This is a genomic window from Bacillus aerius, from assembly GCF_029894105.1.
Taxonomy (GTDB): domain Bacteria; phylum Bacillota; class Bacilli; order Bacillales; family Bacillaceae; genus Bacillus; species Bacillus altitudinis.
This window is the reverse complement of sequence record NZ_JARYHO010000001.1, coordinates 3,297,980-3,321,618: the sequence shown is the minus strand read 5'-3', so window position 1 is coordinate 3,321,618 and position 23,639 is coordinate 3,297,980. Positions and strand designations below refer to the sequence as shown.

Sequence of the window (23,639 nt, the reverse complement as noted above, 5' to 3'; positions counted from 1 at the left end):
TTAAAAGATGACACCGGCATGAAGAATGCAGTTTGCGTATGGGGTGGCTTCACCCGTTCGAATCACTGCTTTTGCCTGTTTGGTCATGTCTTTGAACGTCTCGTGATCGACTTCATCTAACGGATGTGAGAACGCTTTCTTTAGAAATAAATGATCTCTCTCATTGGCTTCTTTGATTTCACTGGCGATCGTGATGTGTTCAACGGCCATTTCCTCAAGAAGGAGGGAAGTAACCTCCTGAAAGGACGGTGTGCCGATGGATAATGCAAGGTCGATCTTGACCGGTCCTTCTGGAATGGGCAGGCCGCAGTCTGCGATGACAATTGTATCTGTATGACCGAGGTCAGCAAGCACCTTGGCGATATGACTATTTAAAATACCATTTTTCTTCATTTCTTATTCTCCAATTCTTCTCTTACTGGCATGCCGCCTTGGGCACCAAATTTTGTGACTGAGATAGATGCGGCTAAGTTAGCAAAGGCAAGTGCGTCGTATAGGGATTTTCCTTCTGTTAGTGCTACAGCTAGAGCGCCGTTAAAAGTATCGCCAGCGCCTGTAGTGTCGACGGCTTTCACAGGATAGCCCGGTACCAACACTTCTTTTGATCCATCAAAGTAACGAACCCCATTTTTTCCTTCTGTAATGAGTAATTTGTTTGGATATTGGCGCAAAGCCTCTGCTATGGTGAGTCCATCAAACATAAGAGCTGCTTCGTGTTCGTTTGGCGTAATATAGGCAGCTTGATCTAATATTTGCTGAGAGACTTTGCGAGCTGGTGCGGGATTTAAGATGACTGGAATCTCTTTTTCGCTGCAAATGGCGCAGACGGCTTCGACTGTTTCTTCAGGAATTTCCTGCTGGATAAGGACGATTCCGATATCTTCAATAGAAGAAAGAGCATCTTTTACATAGTGAGGTGTTACCTCATTGTTTGCTCCTTTGACGACAACAATGCTGTTATCTCCTTCAGCTAAAATGATATGAGCTGTTCCGCTTTCCATTTCGGTAACCGGTTTCATATAAGTGGTGCGAACACCTTGTGTTTGCAAATTGCGCATAATGTCCTGACCATACGCGTCATCCCCAACCCGGCCAATCATATATACATCCGCACCGAGCCTTGCGCTGGCCACTGCTTGATTGGCTCCTTTTCCTCCAGGAACCGTTTTAAATGATTCGCCTAGGACGGTTTCTCCTGCATTTGGACGCTTATTCGATGTGACAACTAGATCCATGGAACAACTTCCTACGACAACTATTTGACTCATTGTGAATCCACCTTTCTTGTGGTCTCTCGTTCAATAAAAGAGACGGGCATTTGAATAACTGCTTGATCTATTGGCTGTTTTTGAATGGCTTTAATGATCAGCTTTGCGGCTTCTTTCCCCATATCATAGGCAGGCTGCCGAATCGTTGATAAAGAAGGGAAGAGCAGTTCGCTTTGCGGAATATCATCAAATCCAATGATTTGGACGTCTTTTGGAATGGCTTTTCCAATTCGAAGCGCTTCGTGTACGACGGCTGCTGCGACGATGTCATTGCTGGCAATGATGCCATCTGTTTCAGGGTACAGCTTGAAAAGAGCCTTGGCGCTTTTTCGGGCTTCCTGAAAAGAAAAAGAAGCGTTAGACATCACATGAAAGTTAACACCTTCTTCAGTCAGAACATCAAGTGCGCCTTTGAATCTTTGCCGCGCCGTTTGAAGATGAGCGGGCCCTTTTAGCAATGTGATCTGCTGACTGCCGCGTTTGATTAATTCCATTGCAGCCATTTTCCCGCCTGCCGTAGCATCTGCAAACACAGAAGGCGCATTTGGAACGGTGCGATCTAAGAAGACAACAGGCAGTTCATCATCATTGTACAAATCCGATTCAGGTTCGTTTGTGACAGCGATGACACCGACCACCTGGTTTTGCTTAAAGGTTTGTAAATAGGCCATTTCCTTCTCCCGATCTTCATCACTGTTTCCGAATAATAACCGAAAGCCGTGTGCATGAATCTCATCCTCAACGCCTCTAGCCAGCTGAGGGAAGAAGGGGTTTGTGATATCAGGTAAGATGAGACCAACTAATCTTGATTCTCTTTTAAAAAGGGATCGTGCCACTTCATTGGGGAAGTAGTTCAGCTCTTGCATCGCTTGTGTCACACGGGTTTTCGTATCAATATGGACGTATCCAGTATCGTTGAGCACGCGTGAAACAGTCGCAACAGATACTTGAGCAGCTTTTGCAACATCTTTAATTGTAGCCAATGGAGTGCCTCCCTTCGTCGATGTGTAACCGTTTACACAGATAGATTATCACGAAAGCATTGAAAAGACAATCTTAAAAAAATAAAAAAAGAAAAGAAAGATGACTTCTTCCTTTTCTTAACTAATAATGCCTGTTTGTGTAATGTTTACTTTGATTTTTGGAATGATTTTCACTTTTGGATAATCGGTGACCCAATTCATTTTCATATACTCATCATAATGTCTGACCCGGTATTTTCTGCCGAGGCTTAAGACGTCAGAATTTGCTTCTTGTAATGTAGCAACAATTTTTTCTGCTTCTTTTGTCAAGATGGTTGAAAGTCTTTTATTGAGCATTTCAATTTTTTTGTCTGTATCTAGATTATCTTTTGGGTACTCAAGGACAGAAGTATTAAATTCAAATTTGAGTGAGTATGTTAAGTTTCGATGATCAGGATTCAGAATCTCGATGTCTCTCTTCACATCAGTGACTTGGATGGTGATGTAATTGTTTTCTTTTGAATTCATGTCGCTTCTCACTTTTTTTGTGAAGTTGGCATACTTGCCCATTTTTCCGTCCATGACGGTGAGCAAGATCGCGTCTTGACCGTACAACTCGCCTTTCTTCTTCTCATTATCAAATAGAGCAACCCCTTTTACACTAATTAATTTCTTCGATTGATCAAAATAGATTAACGGTAGTGTGAAGTCCTCTCCAGTTTGAAGCATTTTAGATCGAATACTTTGAATGTTTTTAGGTGCTACTTGGGAGGAGCGTGATGCGGTTGTGATCAAGTTATTTAAATAGTCACTCACGATGAGTTTTTCCTTCAGCAGCGAGTTAATCACTTCTTCACAGGTCCCCCCTTGAACAACGGCAAGATTTGCGAGGAGGGGACTTTTTGGATCACGATAAAACATATCTAAGTAGGGCAGAAGACGATTTTGGGCAAATTCATCACCGATCAGCATCACCCGCATTTTCGACATGTCTATTTTTTGATCCACTATCCGGCTGAAGTTGGTTCTCGCTTTTCTTAAAGTAGGGGCTTCAGTTGTGAGAAGAGTGGTTAAAAAGCTACCTGTATTTCCTTGTTCCATACTTTGAGACTGCTGCACCTTTCGATAAGTAATCGAGTATCTTGCATTTTCATCCTCTCCCTGATCAACAGCGGAGGTTAACACAAGAGAGATGTTCTTTAATAAATTTTGATCCCAGCAGCCAGGCATGAATATGAGAGAAACACACATGAGCAACGTCAGTATGTACTTATGACGCATGTGATTTCACCTTCCCTTTGCGATGTTTGATAAAGATGATAATGGCCATAAAGATTGGGAGTGTGTAAATAAATGAATATTGAGCGATGGTGGTAAAGTCATTAAAGCGCTGTATTCTAAAATTATCAGTTGCAAGATAACAGCTAGCCGCATAAATCAAAATGGCAAAATATAAGACATATTTTTTGTGTTCTTTTTTCTTAAGAATACTTGCCACGCCATTCGCGCAAAAGTAAAGGTAATTGCTGAGTGTGGCAAGAATGATAAATACCCAGAAACTGAGAAAGATCAAGTCTGTTCGCTCAATCACACCGAACGAAATGGTTTTTAACAGATAAAGAACAGGGTTGGGAATGATATTGAGCTCAATCGGACTGAAGAACATAAAACAAATCAATGTAATAAATAGGTAGTAAAGCGTCGTGCATATATTGGCAATGGTCATGACTTTATATCGTTCCTTAATGGTTCCTTTCATCAATGGAGAGATAATGAGGATCATCTCGAACCCATTCATAGATAGAACGACGTCCTTTAATCCGAGTGAAACTTGAGAAACGTCCACTTGGAAAAAGGGCATGAGGTAGTCGATATTGGTTCCTTTTAATGAATAGAGCATTAAGAGAGACAGCATGAGCAAAAAGGGCGTCAAAATGAAGTTAAACCTGACAATCGCCGTAATTTGCTCCTTTGCAATGTAAATGATGGAGATCATCAGTAATAGATTAATGACCCAATTTGGTGTGAGCGGCAGCACCCAAATGCCAAGAATTCTTGTGAAAATGGATAAGACAACAATACAGACGGAGGCGAAGTATAACGTATAAAGTGCCACCAATGTCCGGCCGATCCATTTTCCGAACACTTCAATTAAGGCTTGGAAAAATGATGTATCAGGATACTTCTGAATGATGTAAATAAAAATGGTGTTAATGATTTGAATGAAAAAACAGGCTAAGATAATCGCCATCCACCCATCGTGTCCCATGTCTTTCATCAGCAAATGGGGGAGAGCTAAAATACCGACACCAATTTGAGATTGAATGATAAAAAAGACAGCTTGAGGTGGAGATATTTTATTTTTCATCTTTATTTTTCCATCCTCTCAAATTTTCAATTTGCTCTTTCTTTTTTGGATTTAAGTAAACAGGGCGCTTTTTGTACATCCACATCGGTAATCGAATCACAGTATCTTTTAAGTCCTGCCAGTTAAATGGAGCCACTGGTGATAAGTACGGGACACCTAGTGATTCGAGGCGGCATAAATTCATCAATACGATCGACAGGCCGAATGAAATGCCAATAAACCCAAACATCGATGCCATAAACATGAGAGGGAAACGAAGCATACGAATGGTGGACGTCATTTCAAAGGATGGGAGGACAAAGGATGCAACAGCTGTCACGGCAACAACAATGACAAGGACATTCGAAATGAGTCCAGCTTTTACCACAGCGTCTCCAATCACCAAACCGCCTACAATCCCAATCGTCTGACCAATTGGCTTTGGCAGTCGCACCCCTGCTTCTCGTATGAGCTCAATCGTAATTTCCATCAGCATTGCTTCAATTAACGGCGGAAAAGGAATGCCGATGATGGAATTTTTCATCGTAATCGCTAATTCATCCGGGACCACCTCATAATGAAAACCAATGACCGCAATATAAAAAGAAGGCAAAATCACTGCGATGATACAGGCAACATAGCGAAGAATACGAATAAATGTAGCCGGAATCCAGCGGCTATTATAGTCATCTGGTGATTGAAAGAAACTAAAGAACGTAATAGGCAGAATGATAGCCATTGGGCTGCCGTCCATTAAGACGACAATTCTTCCTTCAAGAATGGCGGATCTCACTTTGTCAGGTCGTTCTGTGTCAATAAGCTGCGGGAAGATGGAATACGAATCATCCTCAATCGCCTCTACAATAGAACCGGGGCTAAGCAGCGTGTCTACTTTAATAGAAGAAATTCGTTTGTTAACCTCATCTATCTTTTCTTGATTGGCAATATCAGAAATATAAACCGTCGCAACCTTTGTTTCAGATTTTGTACCGACCTTATGATACTGGATTGCAAGTTTTCGATCATTTAAGTGTGAACGTAGCAAATATAAATTGGTATCTAAACTCTCAACAAACCCATCATGTGCGCCTGCAATAATACTTTCAGAAGAAGGTTCAGAAATGGAACGCAGAGGCGGCTGTCCAACAGCAAATATTTTGATCTGTGCAGATTTTTCATCAAGGAAGGCAATACTTCCGGCAATAATGCTGTCGACAATCAGCGTCAAGTCACCTGTTTCGAGTGAACTAAGAGATTTTGCATAGTCCTGCTTTCCAGGAGGGCCAAGCAAGTTGCCAATAATGAAGTTGTTTAATTTACTTTCATCCACTCTTGTTTTAATAAAAAACAACACTGATTTCGTTTCATTCACCATCAATTCCCGGTATTCAAAATCAGCGCTTTGTTGAAATGCTTTTTTCATAATCCGAATCTTTTCCTCAAAAACGCCTGATAAAAAGTGTAAGCGTGTTTGCTCATTCGTATTTGGCACCTTTAGCCTCCTCTCACAGATTTTTTAACCATAGTGTAAGCCGAGAAGATGATTTTATGCGTCATCTTTGGGGAAAGCATGACACGCACCGACAACTTTCAACTAAAATCACATTAAAAATGTTAAGAAATGATGAATCTTGATAAAAAGAAATGAATAATGTTTCATTGTTTAGGTCATAAGGAGCGAATATCGTAAAGAGAGCCTATAACAAAATGATTAATTTTTGACATCTTATCCCAATTTTTGTGACCTAAAAATAAGCAGATGACTTGATTTTTTGATAGGTGACCTTTGTCATAGGTCAACACATAGCGTTCTGACCAATGAGGATGACTTTCTAACCTGTTCATTTAAAAATATAAAATATTCTAAAACACGCACTATTCATTTAAAGCGCTGATATGACTGATTTCGTAGAGATGAGAGGGCTTTAAAACATTGATTCAAAATACATCTTAATAATTGTCGAAAAATTTAGGGAGAAAAGGACAAAAGATTTTTCACTGTTTGATGGTAACGCTTTCTCTTGTTCTGAGCAGAAAATCAGGCGTCATTTTGTCCGTCTTTTGGCCTTTTCATTTGAGAGTGAGATAGGCAATTACGCCTTCTGTTTAGAGGAATTTGGCATACGAGGAAGTGAAAGATTATGTTACATAATACCGATTGTGATTTTATGCTGAACCTATATACTGTTGATTGAATTTACATATCACACTCATAAAAAAAGGAGATGTAGATAAGCGATGTGGTTAATCGTTATAGCCTGTGTCATCATGTTAGGGATTGGCTTTATTGAAAAGAAGCGTCATCAGAAAAATATCGATGCCCTGCCGGTACGCGTCAATATTAATGGTATACGCGGAAAGTCTACCGTTACAAGATTGACAACCGGTATCTTAATGGAGGCAGGTTATAAAACTGTCGGCAAAACAACAGGAACGGATGCAAGAATGATTTATTGGGATACGCCAGAAGAGAAACCGATTAAAAGGAAACCGCAAGGACCAAATATCGGAGAGCAGAAAGAAGTTATGAGAGAAACCGTTGAAAGAGGAGCAAATGCCATCGTCAGTGAATGTATGGCGGTGAATCCAGATTACCAAATTATCTTTCAGGAAGAGCTGCTTCAAGCGAATATTGGCGTGATCGTAAACGTTCTTGAAGATCATATGGATGTGATGGGGCCAACTCTTGATGAAATAGCTGAAGCCTTTACAGCGACAATTCCTTACAATGGGCACTTGGTTATTACGGATAGTGAATATACAGATTTCTTTAAAGAGATTGCGAAAAAACGCAATACTGAAGTGATTGTTGCAGATAATTCCAAGATTACCGATGAGTATTTACGGAAATTTGAGTATATGGTGTTCCCGGATAATGCTTCACTTGCACTTGGTGTTGCACAAGCATTGGGAATTGATGAAGATACGGCATTCAGAGGAATGTTAAATGCGCCGCCTGATCCAGGAGCGATGAGAATTCTTCCATTAATGGATGCAAAAACACCTGGACATTTTGTAAATGGATTTGCGGCTAATGACGCAGCATCTACATTGAACATTTGGAAGCGTGTGAAGGAAATTGGGTATCCAACAGATGAACCGATTATTATCATGAACTGTCGTGCGGATCGCGTAGATAGAACGATCCAGTTTGCGGAGGATGTACTTCCTTATATTGAAGCAAGTGATCTTGTCTTAATTGGTGAAACGACAGATCCAATTGTGAAGGCATTTGAGGATGGAAAAATTCCGGCTGACCACTTACACAACCTTGAATATCAATCTACAGAACAAATTATGAACATGCTTGAGAAAAAGCTTCATAATCGAGTGGTTTATGGAGTCGGCAATATTCACGGCGCCGCTGAACCTTTAATCGAAAAAATTCAAGAATACAAAATTAAGCAGCTTGTCAGCTAGGAGGAAATATAGAAAATGTTCGGATCAGATCTTTATATCTCGTTAATTTTAGGTGTTCTACTCAGTTTAATCTTTGCAGAAAAAACAGGAATCGTACCAGCTGGGTTGGTTGTTCCAGGTTATCTGGCACTCGTCTTTAACCAGCCAGTCTTCATTTTAGTTGTTTTATCTGTCAGCTTGCTGACATATGTGATCGTTCGTTTTGGACTATCGAAATTTATGATTTTGTACGGACGTAGAAAGTTTGCGGCGATGCTGATTACAGGGATTGCCTTAAAGCTCATATTTGATTTCTTCTATCCAGTAGTTCCGTTTGAAATAGCAGAATTCCGTGGAATCGGAATCATCGTGCCTGGATTGATTGCGAATACGATTCAAAAGCAAGGTCTTACGATTACCCTTGGAAGCACATTACTTCTAAGTGGTGCAACATTTGCCATCATGTATGTTTACTATCTATTTTAAGATAAGGTGTGTCCAATGATGAATAAAAAATTGAGCTTTCAGGAAAAGCTGCTGAAAATCACAAAGAACCAAAAGAAAAAGACGAATAAACACGTACTGATTGCTTTACCGATTGTCATTGCTTGTACATTTCTATTTACATTTATCGGGAAAGCACAAGTGCCAACTGTAGAAAAGAATCCAGAAAACATCCTGACCGCTTCGTTTGTCGGAGATATTATGTTTGGAAGAAATGTAGAGAAAGTAACAGATCGCTATGGAAAGCAGCACCTGTTCCGCTATGCGAAGCCGTATTTTGATGTTTCAGATTATGTAACAGGGAATTTTGAGCATCCAGTGGCTTCAGATAAGGAACAGGCAGCACAAAAGAATATTCATTTGAAAACAGATGAAGATTCTGTACAAGCGTTAAAGGATTTGAATTTCTCTGTACTAAACTTTGCGAATAACCATGCAGCAGACTACGGTGAAAAAGGCTTAAATAACACGATTGATGCCTTTGAAAAAGCTGACATGGATTATACAGGGGCAGGGCGCAACGTCAAAGATGCGAAGCAGAACATTTCATACAAAGAAGTGAATGGCGTTAAAATCGCTACCCTTGGTTTTACAGATGTATATGGAAAAGATTTTAAAGCAACAAATCGCAAGGCAGGTATTCTGCCAGCTGATCCATCTATCTTTATTCCGATGATTTCACAAGCTGCTGAAAAGGCAGATATCGTTGTTGTTCATGCGCACTGGGGACAGGAATATAACAATGAAGTAAACGACAGACAAAGAGAGCTGGCAAGAGCGATGTCAAAGGCTGGTGCTGATATCATTATCGGTGCACACCCGCACGTTCTTGAGCCGATGGAAGTCTATAACGGAACAGCGATCTTCTATAGCTTGGGGAACTTTATTTTTGACCAAGGCTGGTCAAGAACACGTGATTCTGCCATTGTTCAGTATCATCTGAATGAAGATGGAAAAGCGACATTTGAAGTGGTTCCAATGTACATCAAAGAAGCGACACCTGCTCCAGTCAAAGCAGGATCTCTTGAATCAAAATCGATTATCCGTATGCTGACAAATGGCACGAATGCGGATTGGAAAGAAAAAGACGGACATATTTTCTTTGAAGTCGATCATTCTGATAAAGTCCAAACATTAAAAGAAAACGAGGAGAAGGATAAAAAATGAAATTCCTTAAAGCAAGCTGGCCGTTTGTTGCGTTAATTTTAGTCTTTGTCTTTATGTCTGCTTTTAAATTTAGTGACAGCCTCACCGATCATGAGAAACAAAAGATCTCGGTTGAAATGCAGAAAATCGAACAGCAAAAGCAGTCAAAAGCAGAAGCAAGTAAATAAAGAAATGATGATGAAAAGAGCACGCGAGGCGTGCTCTTTTTTGACGGAAAAAGGTGTAAAATGAAAGGGGTCATGTCGAAACTATAAAAGAAAGGAGGTAGAGAGGATGAAATGGAAAGGAATACTACTTGGAGGATGTGCCATTGTAGGACTCATGTTTATGTCCCAAACAGAGGTGTCTGCTCAAACAACAGCTCCTTTAAAACAAGCGGAAACGCTGATAGGCACGCCTTATCATAAAGGAGGAATCAATCCGAAAACGGGCTTTGATGCTTCTGGCTTTATACAATATGTATACAAAACAACAGGTGCATTTGATTTGCCGCGAAAGGTGATTGATCAATACCAAATCGGTGAAAGCGTATCATGGGGAAAAGCGAAGCCCGGAGACCTTGTCTATTTTCGCAGTCTTGAAGAAACAAAAGACATCCCAACACATGTTGCTTTGTACGCTGGAAATGATCAGGTGATCCACATCACACTCAGTCAAGGGGTGGTGAAAACAGATGTCAGCAAAAGTAAATATTGGACCGATCGGTTCTATGCGGTCAAACGGCTGCCTGTCTCCCAAGAGATGTCGGATGATCAACTGGTGAAAGATGCGATGAAATATTTAGGAATCCCTTATGTATTCGGGGCATCAGATCCAAAAGTAGGATTCGATTGTTCAGGTTTTTTACAATATTTATTTGAAAAATCACTTGGGATTTATTTGCCAAGAAGTGCTGAGCAGCAATGGATGGTTGGAGAGAAAGTGGCACGAGACGATATTCGTCCTGGAGATTTTGTTTTTTTTAGCAACACGTATAAAAAAGGAATTTCACATGTAGGAATGTACATCGGAGGAGACCGCTTTATTCATGCGAGCCGTTCGGAAAGTGTGACGATTTCTTATTTGTCTGAATCGTATTGGCGTGAGAAATGGACAGGTGCGAAACGATTAACTGAGCTGAAACTAGCGAAAGAAGACCCAGTCGTATCAAAAGCCGCTACGTATATTGGAGAAGTACCTTATGTAAAAGGTGGTGCGAGCCCAAAGCAAGGCTTTGATACAGCAGGATTCACGCAGTATATCTATCAAGCAGTGCTTGGAATTGAGATGCCTCGCTATGCGCCGGGTCAAGTTAAAGCAGGTACACCTGTGAAACGATCGGAACTAAAGCCGGGAGATCTTGTCTTTTTTAAAGGGACTTCGTTGATGCCAGCCATTTATGCTGGTTCAAATCAAGTCATTCATGTGACGGTTTCAAATGGCGTTGTCATTACCAATATGAAAACAAGTACGTATTGGAAGGATAAATATGAGACGGCTGTTAGAATCAAAAAATAAAGAAAAAGCCCGATCAATGCTCGGATCGGACTTCTCGACTTCTCACTAGGCGCTGATCAGACAAGCGTCTTTTTTTCTTGAAATTGATTCTGCAAAAGCAGATCAATAAAATAGGCGACGCCATCTTCATGGTTGCCTTTTGTGATATAGGTGCTTTTTTCTTTAATGACATCCACCGCATTCCCCATCGCTATCCTGTGTCCTGCTTCATCGAACATGGATAGATCATTAGGGCTGTCACCGATCGCATAAATATCGGATCGGTCTACGCCATAATGGGCTGCAAGTTTTTTGAGGGCATGTCCTTTACCTGACTCTTTTGGCAGTACCTCAATGATATGTTCTCCAGATGAGGTCAAGGAGAGCTCAGGCATCTTAGAAAGAAGATCTCGTGCTTCTTGCAGCTTATTCATATCAAAGGAGAAGCATAGTAATTTATAGGTTGGTTCATTCGACTCAAAAATTTGACGGATGTCATCGACAGGTTTGATGCCAAACTGTTTAAATTGAGTCATCGCCCCTTCCCATAAATCAGCTACATCCTCGTTAGGATTGGCGCTTTTGATCATATCAAATTCAGCTTTGAGCTTTTCTTTTCCATCAAATGGGGAAAGGAGGGCATCGTCTGTATAGACCTCGAAATAAATGTTCCGTTCCACCAATTCCTTTGCAGCACGTCTTCCAGCTTCTTGATCAAGGGTGATTCTACTGAAGAGCTTGTACCCTTCTGTATGGACAGTTCCTCCGTTTGCCGCAATAATGGGAATGTCCAAATCCCCAAGAAGCTCTTTTACATCAAAAGTTGCGCGCCCTGTACAAATGGTCACAATATATCCAGCTTCCTTCGCACGAATCAATGCTTGCCCGTTTTGAGCGGATATTTCACTTTTCGTATTTAAGAGTGTACCGTCTAAATCAATCGCAATCATTTTTTTCATTGCTGTTATATCCTCCTTCATTCATGCAATAGCCTCTTCAAAGTATGTACGATTTCCTTCATTCTCATGAAAGAGTCGGATCGTGGATTCCTCTCTTTAAGGCTAAACAAAAATGGTCAATTGATCAAGGATATAAGAAAAAGCGCCCAAAAGGACGCTTTCAGCGTGTAGACAAACCCTCGCATTCTTTGTCAGTCCTGCGTGCTGGTGCTCACGAATGACAAATTCGCTCCGCGCCAGTACTCGTTCTTCCTAGGGCTGCAAAGGTTTTCTATCACGCTGAAAAGAAGACAAAGGGCTAAAATCAAGTTCATTTTAGCCCTTTGTCAACAATCTGAAAGCGCCCAAAAGGACGCTTTCTGTTTTTATGATAATTCAAGCTGTTTCTTCAATTCCGTTTTAACTTCGTTCAGTTGGTTTTGATCCAATTGGTAATAATAAACGCCATTTGGCTGGTAATCAGATCCTTTTAGTTGAATCGTATCAACAGATTTCAGTGAAGTGAGTAGTGGGAAAAGACCGACTAGTTCTTTCATTGACAGGTTAGTTGAGACGTTATCACCTAGAGTATCTATGATATTGTCATAAGACGGAATAGACGTTACTGATTTTGATTTATCGAAAATGGCTTTTAAAACTTCCATTTGACGCTGTCCGCGCATGAGATCACTGTCTGCTTTTCTTGTTCTCACATAAGCGAGAGCTTGATCACCATCTAGTGTGTGAGTACCCGTTTGCAGCTGAACTTTGCCCTTTGTATCTTTAAGAATCTGTTTCACAACATATTCATCTTTAATGTTAACGGAAACACCGTTTAATTCGTTCACAATTTCCTTAAATGCTTTGAAATTACTTTCAATCACAAAGTCGACAGGGATATCTAGTAAATTTTCAACTGTACTCACCGTGAGGTCTGCATCACCAAATGCGTGTGCATGTGTGATTTTGTCATAACCATGACCTGGAATATTAACATATGAGTCCCTTGGAATACTTAATAATTTCACGGTTTTATTCGTACGATTTACTGTCGCTAAAACCATTGCATCGCTTCGTGCTTGTTTGACTGTTTCGCCGGGTCTGCTGTCAATGCCAAGCAGCAAGACAGAAAAGCTGTCTTTCCCAGGATCAAATGCTTCAATCCGTTTGACAGATTGTGCACCGCGGTCTAGAGAGACTTGTGCTTTTTTCGCAGCCGATGTCACTTTATAGTAGGCATAGCCGGTGACAGAAGCGGTTGTCAGTAAAAGAATACCAAAAATAAAAAGAGTGACTTTCACCCATGGTTTTAAACGCTTTTTGCCTTTGCGTTTACTTCTTGTTTGATCCATATATTTAAACCCTCGCTATGATTTTATAGTAAAGATGTCCTTCTTCCTGCTTACAAACTAAAACAAATATACCTTAAAACGGGATATAGTGCGACATTTTTTTCACTAACGCTTAATTGACGTTTCCTTATCTAAAAAAGTTTCAATGATACGCAAATGAAATATATTTGTCATAAAACATCGAAATGTTTGAAATGACAGGAAGTGAGGAAAATGATTTTTCATAGAGAAACATCCAGTCATTACATAGATAAAAGAGGGGTTATGATCATGAAAAATCGGAATGGGTGGCTTTATTTCTTCGGCGCACTTGGCGGCGCCTTATATGGTTACGATACAGGTGTCATTTCTGGCGCTATCTTATTTATGAAAGAGGATTTAGGTTTAAATGCATTTACAGAGGGACTTGTGGTCAGCTCGATTTTAATCGGGGCGATGCTCGGGTCTTCTCTTTCTGGAAAACTGACAGATCAATTCGGACGGAAAAAAGCGATAATCGCCGCAGCCATTTTATTTATTATCGGCGGATTTGGAACAGCCCTTGCACCGAATACAGAGGTCATGGTCTTATTCCGAATCGTGCTAGGACTTGCTGTCGGATGCTCGACGACGATTGTTCCATTATATTTATCTGAACTTGCGCCAAAGGAATCAAGAGGGGCACTTTCCTCATTAAACCAACTCATGATCACATTTGGTATTCTTCTTGCCTATATTGTGAACTACGTTTTAGCGGATGCAGAGGCATGGCGTCTGATGCTTGGAATTGCCGTTGTTCCTTCTGTTCTTTTGTTATGTGGTATTTTGTTTATGCCAGAAAGTCCTCGCTGGCTGTTTGTCCAAGGACAGGCGGACCGGGCGAAAGAAATATTGTCAAAACTTAGACAAAGTAAGCAAGAAGTTGAAGACGAGATTGCGGATATTCAAAAAGCAGAAAGTGAAGAAAAGGGCGGTCTTAAGGAATTACTCGAACCATGGGTGCGCCCCGCTTTAATTGCTGGTGTCGGTTTAGCCTTTTTACAGCAGTTTATTGGGACAAATACGATCATTTATTATGCACCAAAAACATTCACAAGTGTCGGCTTTGGCGATTCAGCAGCCATTTTAGGAACTGTAGGAATTGGTGCAGTCAATGTTGTCATGACGTTTGTTGCGATTAAAATCATTGATCGTGTCGGGCGGAAAGCGTTACTCCTATTTGGAAATGTAGGGATGGTTCTTAGTTTGATTGTTCTAGCAGTGGTCAATCGTTTTTTCGAGGGATCAACAGCTGCAGGGTGGACGACGATTATATGTTTAGGACTTTTCATCGTCATTTTTGCTGTCAGCTGGGGTCCGGTCGTATGGGTGATGCTGCCGGAGCTGTTCCCAGTACATGTCCGGGGAATCGGTACGGGGGTATCGACCTTCCTACTGCATACAGGGAATTTGATCATCTCGCTCACATTCCCAACCTTATTAAGTGCAATCGGCATCAGTAACCTTTTCCTTATTTATGCAGCCATCGGCATAGGTGCCTTCTTATTTGTGAAATATTTAGTCACAGAAACGAAAGGAAAAAGTCTTGAAGAGATTGAAGAAGATTTAAAAAAGAGAAACCGTGCCGTCGTCAATGATGAAGGGGAAACGGTATGAAAAAAGACCAGCTGCATGAGGCAGCTGGTCTCAGCGTGTAGACAAACCCTCGCATTCTTTGTCAGTCCTGCGTGCTGGTGCTCACGAATGTCAAATTCATTCCCCACCGATACTCGTCCTTCCTAGACTGCAAATGTTTCTATCACGCTGAAAAGAAGACAAAGGGCTAAAAAATTCATTTTAGCCCTTTGTTAAACAAACGTTTAATCAAGAAAGGACAATCACTCATCTTCTGAACGTGCAGCCTATGACATACATATGGAACAGGCGGGCGAAAGGTGGAAATGAGATGAAAGGAAAAACGAGCATTGTGATGCTGACGTACAATGAACTGCACCTAACGAAAAAATGTATCGACAGTATCAAGAAGCATACTCGGCGTGATGAATATGAACTCATTATCGTGGATAATGCTTCATCAGACGGAACAAAGGAATATGTGAGACAACTGGAAGATGTCGTGTTGATTGACAACGAGAAGAATCAAGGCTTTGCCAAGGGCTGTAACCAAGGGGCGAAAAAAGCAACAGGAGATAGTCTTCTTTTTTTAAATAACGACACGATTGTGACCGAAAACTGGCTTTTGCCTTTAAGAGAAGCCCTTTTTGCATCAGATCGTATTGGCATGGTAGGCCCTGTCTCCAATTATGTGAGTGGTCCTCAGCTCGTTCAGCCATCTTACACAGATGTGAAGGAGCTTCCTGCCTTTGCGAAGGCATATACGGCTTCGAAAAAAGGTCAAAGAACATATGTGCATAGACTTGTTGGTTTTTGTCTGCTGGTCAAAAGAGAGCTGATCGAGGATGTAGGGTTATTTGATGAGCGATTTGTATATGGATCATTTGAGGATGATGACCTTTGTCTGCGTTCGTTGCTGAAGGGATACCAGCTGCAAATCGTCCATGATTCATTTGTACATCATCACGGTCATGCCACATTCAATTCCAATGAAGAAACGAATATCTCTACATTGTTTGCGGAGAACAGGCTTCGATTTTTAGATAAATGGGGTATTGATTTAAACCTCATCTCCCCCCATCCATATTTTGCAGCACTGCTCCCTGAGGATGCCAGATGTGTGCTGGATGTTGGCTGCGGTGCTGGGGCGACAGGGCTTGAACTGATCAACCGGCAGTCCGTTGACATGTACGGAGTAGAGGTGGATGCATTAAAAGCAGAGATGGCAAAGGCGTATTACAAAGAAGTGATTGAGACAAAAGCGGATGAGTATCCTTGGTCAGAGAAAGAAGCTTTTTTTGATGCTGTGATCTTTTCTGATGTGTTAGAGCATGTGTCAGATCCATGGCAGATGATTGCTCTAGCGCATGCGTCTTTAAAACCAGGTGGCGTCATTATTTGCTGCTTACCTAATATGATGCATGCGGAAGTACTGCTGCCTTTAATGGCAGGTGATTTTACGTATCAAGATGTGGGGATTTTAGATCGAACACATATGAGATTTTTCACACCAAATACAATGCGGGCGCTCTTTCCAGACCATTTATTTCATCGCATGATTGAACAGCCGATCAATGTGCCAATTGATCAAAACGTTCAATTGTTTTTTGACGAAGTGGCGAGAGTAGGAGAGTCACTTGGCTTTCAAACAAAAGCATTATCTGATCAAGTGACGCTCTATCAGCTTTTGATCGTTGCACGTAAAAAAGGCGGTTCCCCCTCCGGGTAATCCGCCTGCAAGCCCTCGCATTCTTTGTCAGTCCTGCGCGCCGGTGCTCGCGAATCCTTCATTCGCTCTGCTCCGGTACTCGTCCTTCCTAGACTGCAAAGGTTTTCTATCACGCTGAAAAGAAGACAAAGGGCTAAAACAAAGTTCATTTTAGCCCTTTGTCAACCATCTAAGGCGGTCATTCGCCTTCTGCACTACCATTTAAAGCTTTTCGTTGCCCCTTCTGCACCAAAGTTCAAGATGTTGACTTTCACATCGTAATGAATTTCAGCTTCTTGAAATAGGGTGTCCCATTCGTCACGATGCTTCTCCCAAAAGTCAGGATATTTGATGCGCACCTGATGATTTAAAAAGATCGGATCAACGCCAACTTCTTTTTGCATGTGGCGGACAGCTTTGTGAATCTGCTCATTGATTTTTTTTGAAAAGATGCGCTCATAACGCTTGATGTACTGTTCATCGAATGAGTTCTCAGAAGGATATTGATCTTCAGATAGTTTACCATTTGTTTTTATACTGACTTTAAAGGAAATCTTTCCATCTTCTAGATAAGGTTCGACCTTGGAAGCGGCTTTCTTGATTTCATACGTAATAGGAAAGCCTTTGTACGTTGCAGGAACTACTCCGCCTGAGATACGATTCATCATCCAATTTAAAGCTTGAACGTCATTTGCTGAAATAAACCCTATGAGTTTTCGTGTTTTTCCATGAATGATACCTGCTCCATCATAGACGAGCCCGTCATTAATGGCATCCACACTTTGAACAAGAAAGCTTACGCCCATCTGAAAGTAATCGGACGCTCTCCCAATACGTACCGGCAGTAAAATTTTTCCGTTATAGTCTCGGTTTTTTGATGTTTCAAAGATATGCTCAACTGGAACCTTTTGCTGCGAATTTAATTTTTGATTGAGCACTTTTGATGCATTATCACGAGTCACTAGTAGATAGCTACTTCTTCGAACCTCATCATCTCGTATAAAGTGATTGAGTGTTCCTTGAATATCGTGATGCTCTGCCTGACTTTTGCCGAACAAAAAGATTTTAAGATGATCACTGTAGATCGGCTGATCCTTTAAGGCGACATGACTGACAGCCTCTAGCACATTTTTCCCCTTCGATACAACATTGACATAGCCTGTTGAAGCAGCTTCTTTTGTTCCACCCATATTTGGTATAAGGTTTTGGTAAGTGAGCTTTACGCCTTGATCATCTGTTTCATCGATGCCAACGCCACGCACAAACGTTAATGTCTCAATGTCTTTTATGTCCCAGCACCCTGCAGTTAGAAGAAAAAGAAGACTGGACAAGCAGAATAAAAGTAAACGCCTTCGTCTCATGCAGAACCACCTCCCCATTTTTTACGTATCGTGAGCAGCAAAAATGTGATGAAGGGAATGGCTAAAATAATGAACAGAGCGTAGCCGAGTAAAGTGGAAAAATAAAAGACTTCATTAATATTTTTTGGGAAAAGAGATAGGGCAGAGGTTAAGAAAAACAACAGCCATAGCAACCTTGTTACATTGGTCGTTTTAAAGACTGTGTGACACCCTTTAATGGCAAATTGGAAAAAGCCAAGCATGCAAATAAACTGCTGGCATGTCCAAATCGTCAGTAAGAAAATATCAAAGCGTTCAATGAACACCCCTTCAAGTTCTAGCGCTTGAATGAGTGAGACGGTGGGCCATGTAAGTGACATCGTTTCTCCAACCGTCATGGAGCCAATCACAATAAAAAGCGTGAGAGAATACACAAGTGATGTAATTATGACCCCGATGGATGCGGCCCATTTGGCTTTCGGCCATTTGTCTTTATAAATGAGCGGTACGACAAACAAAATGACTTCAAAGCCTGTAAATTGAATGAAGGTTTGAGAGAATAGCTTACCAAAATCTTTAAAGCCATGCGCCATCACAGGGCGCAAATAATCAAAATCAAATATTTTCAGGCTAAACAGCATTAGCCCAATATAAATAACCATCGTAATTGGGTAAACATACGTCACCATTTTCACCACTGGAAAGATACCGCTTTTTAAATGATAGATCGCTACAAGTATAAAAATCATCACAATCACGGTCATAGGGGTCGATTGAAGAAGGAAAAACTGAACCACCTCGCCGAGTACACGCGCCTCAAAACCAACAATGGCTAGTAAATAAGCAATCATGATTAAATTAAAGATCGTGCCCAAGAAGGCACCAGCGCCTTTTTTATTTGACTCAAAAATGGTATCCGGCGCATTCTTCTCAGCAATCCAACCTAGCAAAAAAGCGACGAAAGCAAAGATGACTCCCTGTATTAATACAATGATCCAGCCATCAGGGAACCCTGAATTGGCAGAACTGCGAGGAATGGTTAAAATTCCAGCGCCTATCATTGTAGAACTGCACAGAATGGTGACTTGTAACAATGATAGCTTCTCAGCTCTGTACATCGTTTACTCTCCTTGTCTTTTGAGATTTTTTGTCTTGGCTGTTTTCGGTCTCGATTTAAATAGCCCTATTGGTAAACGAACGTACGTATCTTTTAAATCTGAAAACGGTGAAGACAAAACAGGTGTGAAATAGTCAAAACCAAAGGTCTTTAGCTGCATCAAGTGACAAAGTACAAATAAATAACACATGATTAAGCCATATAATCCAAACATGGCTGAACTGAAGATGGCCATAAACCGCAGGATGCGTAAGGGAAAGCTGAAATCATATGATGGAGCAGTGAAATCGGCTAGTGCCGTCAGAGACACAATAATGACCATTAAGGCACTGACAATATTCGCTTGGACAGCCGCCTGCCCAATAATGACGCCGCCGATCAGTCCAATCGTCTGCCCAATCGCCCTAGGAAGACGAAGCCCAGCTTCCCTCAGCAGTTCAATCGTAAAAGACATGAGAATGGCTTCAACTACAGGAGGAAACGGAACATTCTGCCTACTGCCTGCGATGGTGAGTGCCATCTGAGTCGGTAATAAACCTGGGTGATAGGAGACAAGGGCGATGTAGAGACCAGGTAAAAAAATAGTCAAAAGCACAGCGATATAACGAAGCAGACGTAAAAGGGTCGCGCTTGTCCACCTTTGATAATAATCCTCAGGTGATTGCATCAAGGCAGTGAGAGTCATCGGCATGATGAGGGCAAAAGGTGTGCCGTCTAGCAAAATGGAGACTTTGCCTTCAAGCACAGCAGCGATGACCCGGTCAGGTCGTTCTGTATTTTGTATCTGTGGAAAAATAGTGAGGTGGCTGTCCTCAATTAGCTGTTCAATATAGCCGGTTTCAGGAATATCATCCATCTTGATCTCTTTCATTCGTGAAACAACATCTTCCACAAGTGCTGGATCTGCTATATCTCGAACGTACACGAGAGCGGCAGACTTTTTATTCCGAGTACCCACATTGACTTTTTGTATCACTAGGTTCGGATCGTTTGCTCTTTCACGAAGCAATGCCGTGTTTTTTTCAAGATTTTCAATGAATCCAATCCGGGGTCCTCTTACAAGGACTTCTGATTGCGGCTCCTCAACTTCTCTAAATTGAAAGAGATTCGTATGGAGCGCAAGCGCTTGAGTGGCTCGATCCACAAATAAAATAGCCCTGCCGCTGTATAACTGCTCGATGGCAAGGTTCATATCTTCCAGCACATCATTTTGAATGCCAAAGAACGTTTTAGAAAGGGAAGAAAGTGTGGTGTGGTCGACCTCGGTGATGGTCAGTTCCTTTTGCATAGGTGAAATGATTTGTTTGGAAAGCATCTCAAATTCTGTGAGTCCTTCAACGTACACGAGACATGCAGAGACAGCGGAAGGACCAAATGAAAAAGAGTGGAACACGATATCATCACTTTTACCTGCAAAGCTTTTGACACGCTGAATGACGGACTCTATATCTTGTTCAATACGACTTTTCATAATACCTCACCCTCATGTCTTTTTTTATAGAGTGACTCGGAAGGAGAAGAATTATGCAAATAGAAAAAAGAGAATCCCCTAAAATAGGAATTCTCTTCACATGTTTATCTCGCCAGCCAGCCGCCATCTACGGCTAAAATATGACCGTTCATATAATCGGAGGCAGGGGAGCTGAGAAAGACGGCGGCACCTGCTAGATCTTCAGGCCGTCCCCAGCGTCCAGCGGGGATTCGTTTCAGAATCTCTTCATTCCGGTTCGCATCGTCACGAATGGCTTGCGTGTTATTGGTTGCAATATAACCAGGCGCGATCGCATTGACCTGAATATGCTGACTTGCCCATTCATTTGCAAATGCTTTCGTCAAACCTGCGACAGCATGCTTACTTGCTGTATAAGCGGGAACAAAGACACCGCCTTGAAATGATAGAAGGGAAGCGATATTGACAATTTTCCCTTGCCCTTTTTTCAGCATCTGCTGTCCGACCTTTTGCGTGAGGAAAAAGAGACTGTTAATATTCACATCCATCACAGTATGCCAGTTTTCCTCTGAATATTGAGCGGCCTCTTCTCTTTTAATGGTCCCAGCATTATTGATCAAAATATCAATTGTATGCTGCTTTAAAAGGGCATCAACATCCCGCTTTGCGGACTTAGGATCTGAAAAGTCTACTTGAATCGCATGAAATGATCTACCGGTCTGTTCGACAAGTTCTTTTGTTTCATCAAGCGGCGTATGGTGGTAGGTGCCGATGATATCTGCACCTGAACGGGCAAGCGCTACGGCAATACCTTGCCCAATACCAGTTCCAGGACCTGTGACAAGAGCTGCTTTGCCTTCGAGAGAAAAGAGGGACGCTACATATGATGTCGTCGTCATTTCATTACCTCAGCTGGTCCATCGGGACAAAGTCCATATCTTTAAACGTATAGTTTTCTCCCGCCATTGCCCAAATAAATGAATAATTTGCTGTACCTGAGCCTGAATGAATGGACCAGGCAGGTGAGATGACGGCTTCTTCATTTGCCACAACGAGATGTCTCGTTTCAGATGGCTCCCCCATAAAATGAAAGACACGTGCGTCTTCCTCTATATCAAGATATAAGTACACTTCCATCCGCCGGTCATGTATATGAGCAGGCATCGTGTTCCATGTGTTATTGGTTTCCAGCTGAGTGATACCCATCATAAGCTGGCAGCTTTGGATGCCATCTGCATGAATGACTTGATACAGATTCCGTACGTTTGAGGCGGATGCTTCCCCTAAATGATTCGGTGTTAATTCAGCGATCGCAGCCTTTTGTGTCGGATACGCTCTATGAGCTGTGGCTGACACAAGATAAAATTTGGCCTGCTCACCTGATGAACTAGCAAACTGTACATGTTCGTGTCCAAGTCCAATATATAAGAAATCTTTATGCTCCAGCGCAAATGACTCACCATCGACTGTGACCGTACCTTGGCCGCCGACATTCACAATGCCAATTTCCCGTCTTTCAAGGAAATATTCTGTACGTAAAAAGTCGCCGGCATCTAGCTTGATCGGTTCTGATGTCGGCATAACGCCACCAATCACCACACGGTCCTCATGCGAATAATACAGCTTCAATTCACCACTGACAAAAAGTGTCGGAATATGAAAATGACGACGAAGTTCCTCTGTTGTAAAACGCTTGACCTGTTCAGGATGTACAGCATAACGATTTTCCATTTGAGATAAGCCTCCCTTTCCATCTGAAACATATGATTGTTTTATTTGGTATCGGTTTCAAGGAAAATTCTAGAGGAAAAAGAGAGCGGCGTCAACCGTAAATTTGAAATCGCTTTCTTTATTTGTATAAAAGCTTTTTTTCTTAATGTTCATGAAAAAAATCTTCTGATACAGCTTAACTTGTGGTATGCTTTTTTTAAGTTTATTTGAAATCGGTTTCGAAACAAATGAGAAGATCGATCTTGGGAGTTTTTTGTATGAAAGAGAAAAAGCAAACGAAAGTCACCATTAACGAAGTTGCAGCATATGCAGGTGTCTCAAAATCAACGGTATCCAGATACATCAATGGCAGAACAAATGAAATTTCTCCTGAAAAGGTAAAAAAGATTAAAAAAGCCATTGAGGAGCTCCATTATCGTCCGAGTCAGCTTGCCCAAGGATTGAAAGTAAGAAAGAGCAAGGTCATTGGTTTTATTGTGGCTGATATTACGAACCCATTCTCTGTTGCGACACTTCGTGGTGTGGAAGAGATTTGTGATGAATATGGATACAGCATCATGGTGTGCAACACAGATAATCGTCCAGAAAAAGAACGAGAAATGCTACTGAAGCTGCATGCGCATTATATTGAAGGGCTGATCATCAATACGACCGGTCAAAACAATGACATTTTGCAAGACTTTAAGCAAAACGGTGTACCGATTGTTCTTGTTGACCGTAAGTTACCTGAACTCAAGGTCGATACCGTCACAACGAATAACCGTGACATCACGGCTCGTCTACTTCATCAAATGTATGAAAAAGGCTACGAACATATCGCTTTCTTTACTGAGCCTGTCGATGGGATTAGTCCTCGTGAAGAACGAAAAGAAGCCTATGAACAGACGGCCATGAGTCAACATAAGAAACCTATGATTGCAGAAATCAATTTGAAGCAAAAGGAACAAATGCGAGATGAGATTTGTTGTTTTTTACAATCAAACCATCAGAAAAAAGCGATTTTAGCAGGCAATGGATTACTCATGCTGAAACTCATCAGTGAACTCGTCGATCTTGGGGTGAAGATACCTGAGGAGATAGGCATTGCCGGATTTGATGATACAGAATGGTATAAGCTCATCGGGCCAGGCATCACTACGGTGGCGCAGCCATCTCATGAGATGGGGAGAGCGGCGATGCAAAAAATCAAGACGCGTCTTGAAGGGGATAAGAGTGCACCCCAGACCATTCAACTTGATGGAGAAATCATTGTGAGAAAATCTTTATAAACGTCAGGCAGAGAAGAGT

General features: G+C 41.5%; 21 protein-coding genes. 8 read left to right on the top strand and 13 right to left on the bottom strand.

Annotated elements, in window-relative coordinates; all coding sequences use genetic code 11:
* The 6 genes from rbsD to M2353_RS17190 all read right to left on the bottom strand — a co-directional run bounded on the left by rbsD (position 1) and on the right by M2353_RS17190 (position 6,069).
* On the bottom strand, positions 1-393 hold the full coding sequence (rbsD, locus tag M2353_RS17215) for a D-ribose pyranase (protein WP_017360008.1): 393 nt from the start codon (positions 391-393) through the stop codon (positions 1-3).
* Complete coding sequence (rbsK, locus tag M2353_RS17210) at positions 390-1,268, bottom strand: ribokinase (protein WP_284725791.1); 879 nt, start codon at positions 1,266-1,268, stop codon at positions 390-392. The genes rbsD and rbsK overlap by 4 nt, the downstream gene beginning before the upstream one ends.
* Positions 1,265-2,251 carry a LacI family DNA-binding transcriptional regulator gene (locus tag M2353_RS17205; RefSeq protein ID WP_058213525.1) on the bottom strand — a complete coding sequence of 329 codons (987 nt, stop codon included), beginning with the start codon at positions 2,249-2,251 and terminating at the stop codon, positions 1,265-1,267. Before M2353_RS17205 ends, rbsK begins: the two co-directional genes overlap by 4 nt.
* A 117-nt stretch (positions 2,252-2,368) precedes the next feature.
* Positions 2,369-3,511 (bottom strand): Ger(x)C family spore germination protein, encoded by a 1,143-nt coding sequence (locus M2353_RS17200; RefSeq protein ID WP_058213526.1) that lies wholly within the window; start codon positions 3,509-3,511, stop codon positions 2,369-2,371.
* On the bottom strand, positions 3,501-4,598 hold the full coding sequence (locus M2353_RS17195; RefSeq protein ID WP_284725790.1) for a GerAB/ArcD/ProY family transporter: 1,098 nt from the start codon (positions 4,596-4,598) through the stop codon (positions 3,501-3,503). Before M2353_RS17195 ends, M2353_RS17200 begins: the two co-directional genes overlap by 11 nt.
* Positions 4,588-6,069 carry a spore germination protein gene (locus M2353_RS17190; RefSeq protein WP_284725789.1) on the bottom strand — a complete coding sequence of 494 codons (1,482 nt, stop codon included), beginning with the start codon at positions 6,067-6,069 and terminating at the stop codon, positions 4,588-4,590. The genes M2353_RS17195 and M2353_RS17190 overlap by 11 nt, the downstream gene beginning before the upstream one ends.
* Before the next feature lie 746 nt (positions 6,070-6,815).
* On the opposite strand from M2353_RS17190, the gene pgsB reads away from it, so the two are divergent.
* The 5 genes from pgsB to M2353_RS17165 all read left to right on the top strand — a co-directional run bounded on the left by pgsB (position 6,816) and on the right by M2353_RS17165 (position 11,144).
* Positions 6,816-7,997 carry a poly-gamma-glutamate synthase PgsB gene (pgsB, locus tag M2353_RS17185; protein ID WP_007497522.1) on the top strand — a complete coding sequence of 394 codons (1,182 nt, stop codon included), beginning with the start codon at positions 6,816-6,818 and terminating at the stop codon, positions 7,995-7,997.
* 15 nt (positions 7,998-8,012) lie between these two features.
* Positions 8,013-8,462 (top strand): poly-gamma-glutamate biosynthesis protein PgsC, encoded by a 450-nt coding sequence (gene pgsC / locus M2353_RS17180; RefSeq protein ID WP_007497520.1) that lies wholly within the window; start codon positions 8,013-8,015, stop codon positions 8,460-8,462.
* Positions 8,463-8,480: 18 nt separating this feature from the next.
* The gene (locus tag M2353_RS17175) at positions 8,481-9,647 is read left to right on the top strand and encodes a CapA family protein (protein WP_255234208.1); all 1,167 of its coding nucleotides are present in this window, start codon (positions 8,481-8,483) and stop codon (positions 9,645-9,647) included.
* Positions 9,644-9,814 carry an extrachromosomal elements maintenance protein EdmS gene (edmS, locus tag M2353_RS17170; protein WP_008343253.1) on the top strand — a complete coding sequence of 57 codons (171 nt, stop codon included), beginning with the start codon at positions 9,644-9,646 and terminating at the stop codon, positions 9,812-9,814. Before M2353_RS17175 ends, edmS begins: the two co-directional genes overlap by 4 nt.
* 106 nt (positions 9,815-9,920) lie before the next feature.
* Positions 9,921-11,144, top strand: coding sequence for a C40 family peptidase (locus M2353_RS17165; RefSeq protein ID WP_284725788.1), 1,224 nt, complete (start codon positions 9,921-9,923; stop codon positions 11,142-11,144).
* A 56-nt stretch (positions 11,145-11,200) separates the two neighbouring features.
* On the opposite strand, the gene M2353_RS17160 is transcribed toward M2353_RS17165, so the two are convergent.
* Both M2353_RS17160 and M2353_RS17155 read right to left on the bottom strand, forming a co-directional pair.
* Complete coding sequence (locus M2353_RS17160; protein WP_284725787.1) at positions 11,201-12,082, bottom strand: Cof-type HAD-IIB family hydrolase; 882 nt, start codon at positions 12,080-12,082, stop codon at positions 11,201-11,203.
* Between the two features lie 365 nt (positions 12,083-12,447).
* Positions 12,448-13,413, bottom strand: a complete 966-nt coding sequence (locus M2353_RS17155; RefSeq protein WP_008343248.1) for an LCP family protein — start codon at positions 13,411-13,413, stop codon at positions 12,448-12,450.
* Positions 13,414-13,683: 270 nt separating this feature from the next.
* Here M2353_RS17155 and M2353_RS17150 point away from each other — a divergent pair, with 270 nt between their 5' ends.
* Both M2353_RS17150 and M2353_RS17145 read left to right on the top strand, forming a co-directional pair.
* Complete coding sequence (locus tag M2353_RS17150) at positions 13,684-15,048, top strand: sugar porter family MFS transporter (protein ID WP_089374136.1); 1,365 nt, start codon at positions 13,684-13,686, stop codon at positions 15,046-15,048.
* Positions 15,049-15,337: 289 nt separating this feature from the next.
* On the top strand, positions 15,338-16,735 hold the full coding sequence (locus M2353_RS17145; protein WP_284725786.1) for a glycosyltransferase: 1,398 nt from the start codon (positions 15,338-15,340) through the stop codon (positions 16,733-16,735).
* 194 nt (positions 16,736-16,929) lie between these two features.
* Here M2353_RS17145 and M2353_RS17140 read toward each other — a convergent pair whose 3' ends face one another.
* From M2353_RS17140 to kduI, 5 genes are all read right to left on the bottom strand, one after another.
* Positions 16,930-18,075, bottom strand: coding sequence for a Ger(x)C family spore germination protein (locus tag M2353_RS17140; RefSeq protein WP_100324702.1), 1,146 nt, complete (start codon positions 18,073-18,075; stop codon positions 16,930-16,932).
* A complete protein-coding gene (locus M2353_RS17135) occupies positions 18,072-19,172 on the bottom strand; it encodes a GerAB/ArcD/ProY family transporter (RefSeq protein ID WP_100324703.1) in 1,101 nt (366 codons plus the stop codon). The genes M2353_RS17140 and M2353_RS17135 overlap by 4 nt, the downstream gene beginning before the upstream one ends.
* 3 nt (positions 19,173-19,175) lie before the next feature.
* On the bottom strand, positions 19,176-20,642 hold the full coding sequence (locus M2353_RS17130) for a spore germination protein (protein WP_041507873.1): 1,467 nt from the start codon (positions 20,640-20,642) through the stop codon (positions 19,176-19,178).
* 104 nt (positions 20,643-20,746) lie between these two features.
* The gene (kduD, locus tag M2353_RS17125) at positions 20,747-21,520 is read right to left on the bottom strand and encodes a 2-dehydro-3-deoxy-D-gluconate 5-dehydrogenase KduD (RefSeq protein ID WP_284725785.1); all 774 of its coding nucleotides are present in this window, start codon (positions 21,518-21,520) and stop codon (positions 20,747-20,749) included.
* 4 nt (positions 21,521-21,524) lie between these two features.
* Positions 21,525-22,352: a 5-dehydro-4-deoxy-D-glucuronate isomerase gene (kduI, locus tag M2353_RS17120; RefSeq protein WP_072367377.1), complete on the bottom strand. Its 828-nt coding sequence runs from the start codon at positions 22,350-22,352 to the stop codon at positions 21,525-21,527.
* Between the two features lie 257 nt (positions 22,353-22,609).
* Between kduI and M2353_RS17115 the strand changes: the two genes are divergently transcribed.
* Positions 22,610-23,620: a LacI family DNA-binding transcriptional regulator gene (locus M2353_RS17115; protein WP_284725784.1), complete on the top strand. Its 1,011-nt coding sequence runs from the start codon at positions 22,610-22,612 to the stop codon at positions 23,618-23,620.
* Positions 23,621-23,639 lie beyond the last annotated feature (19 nt).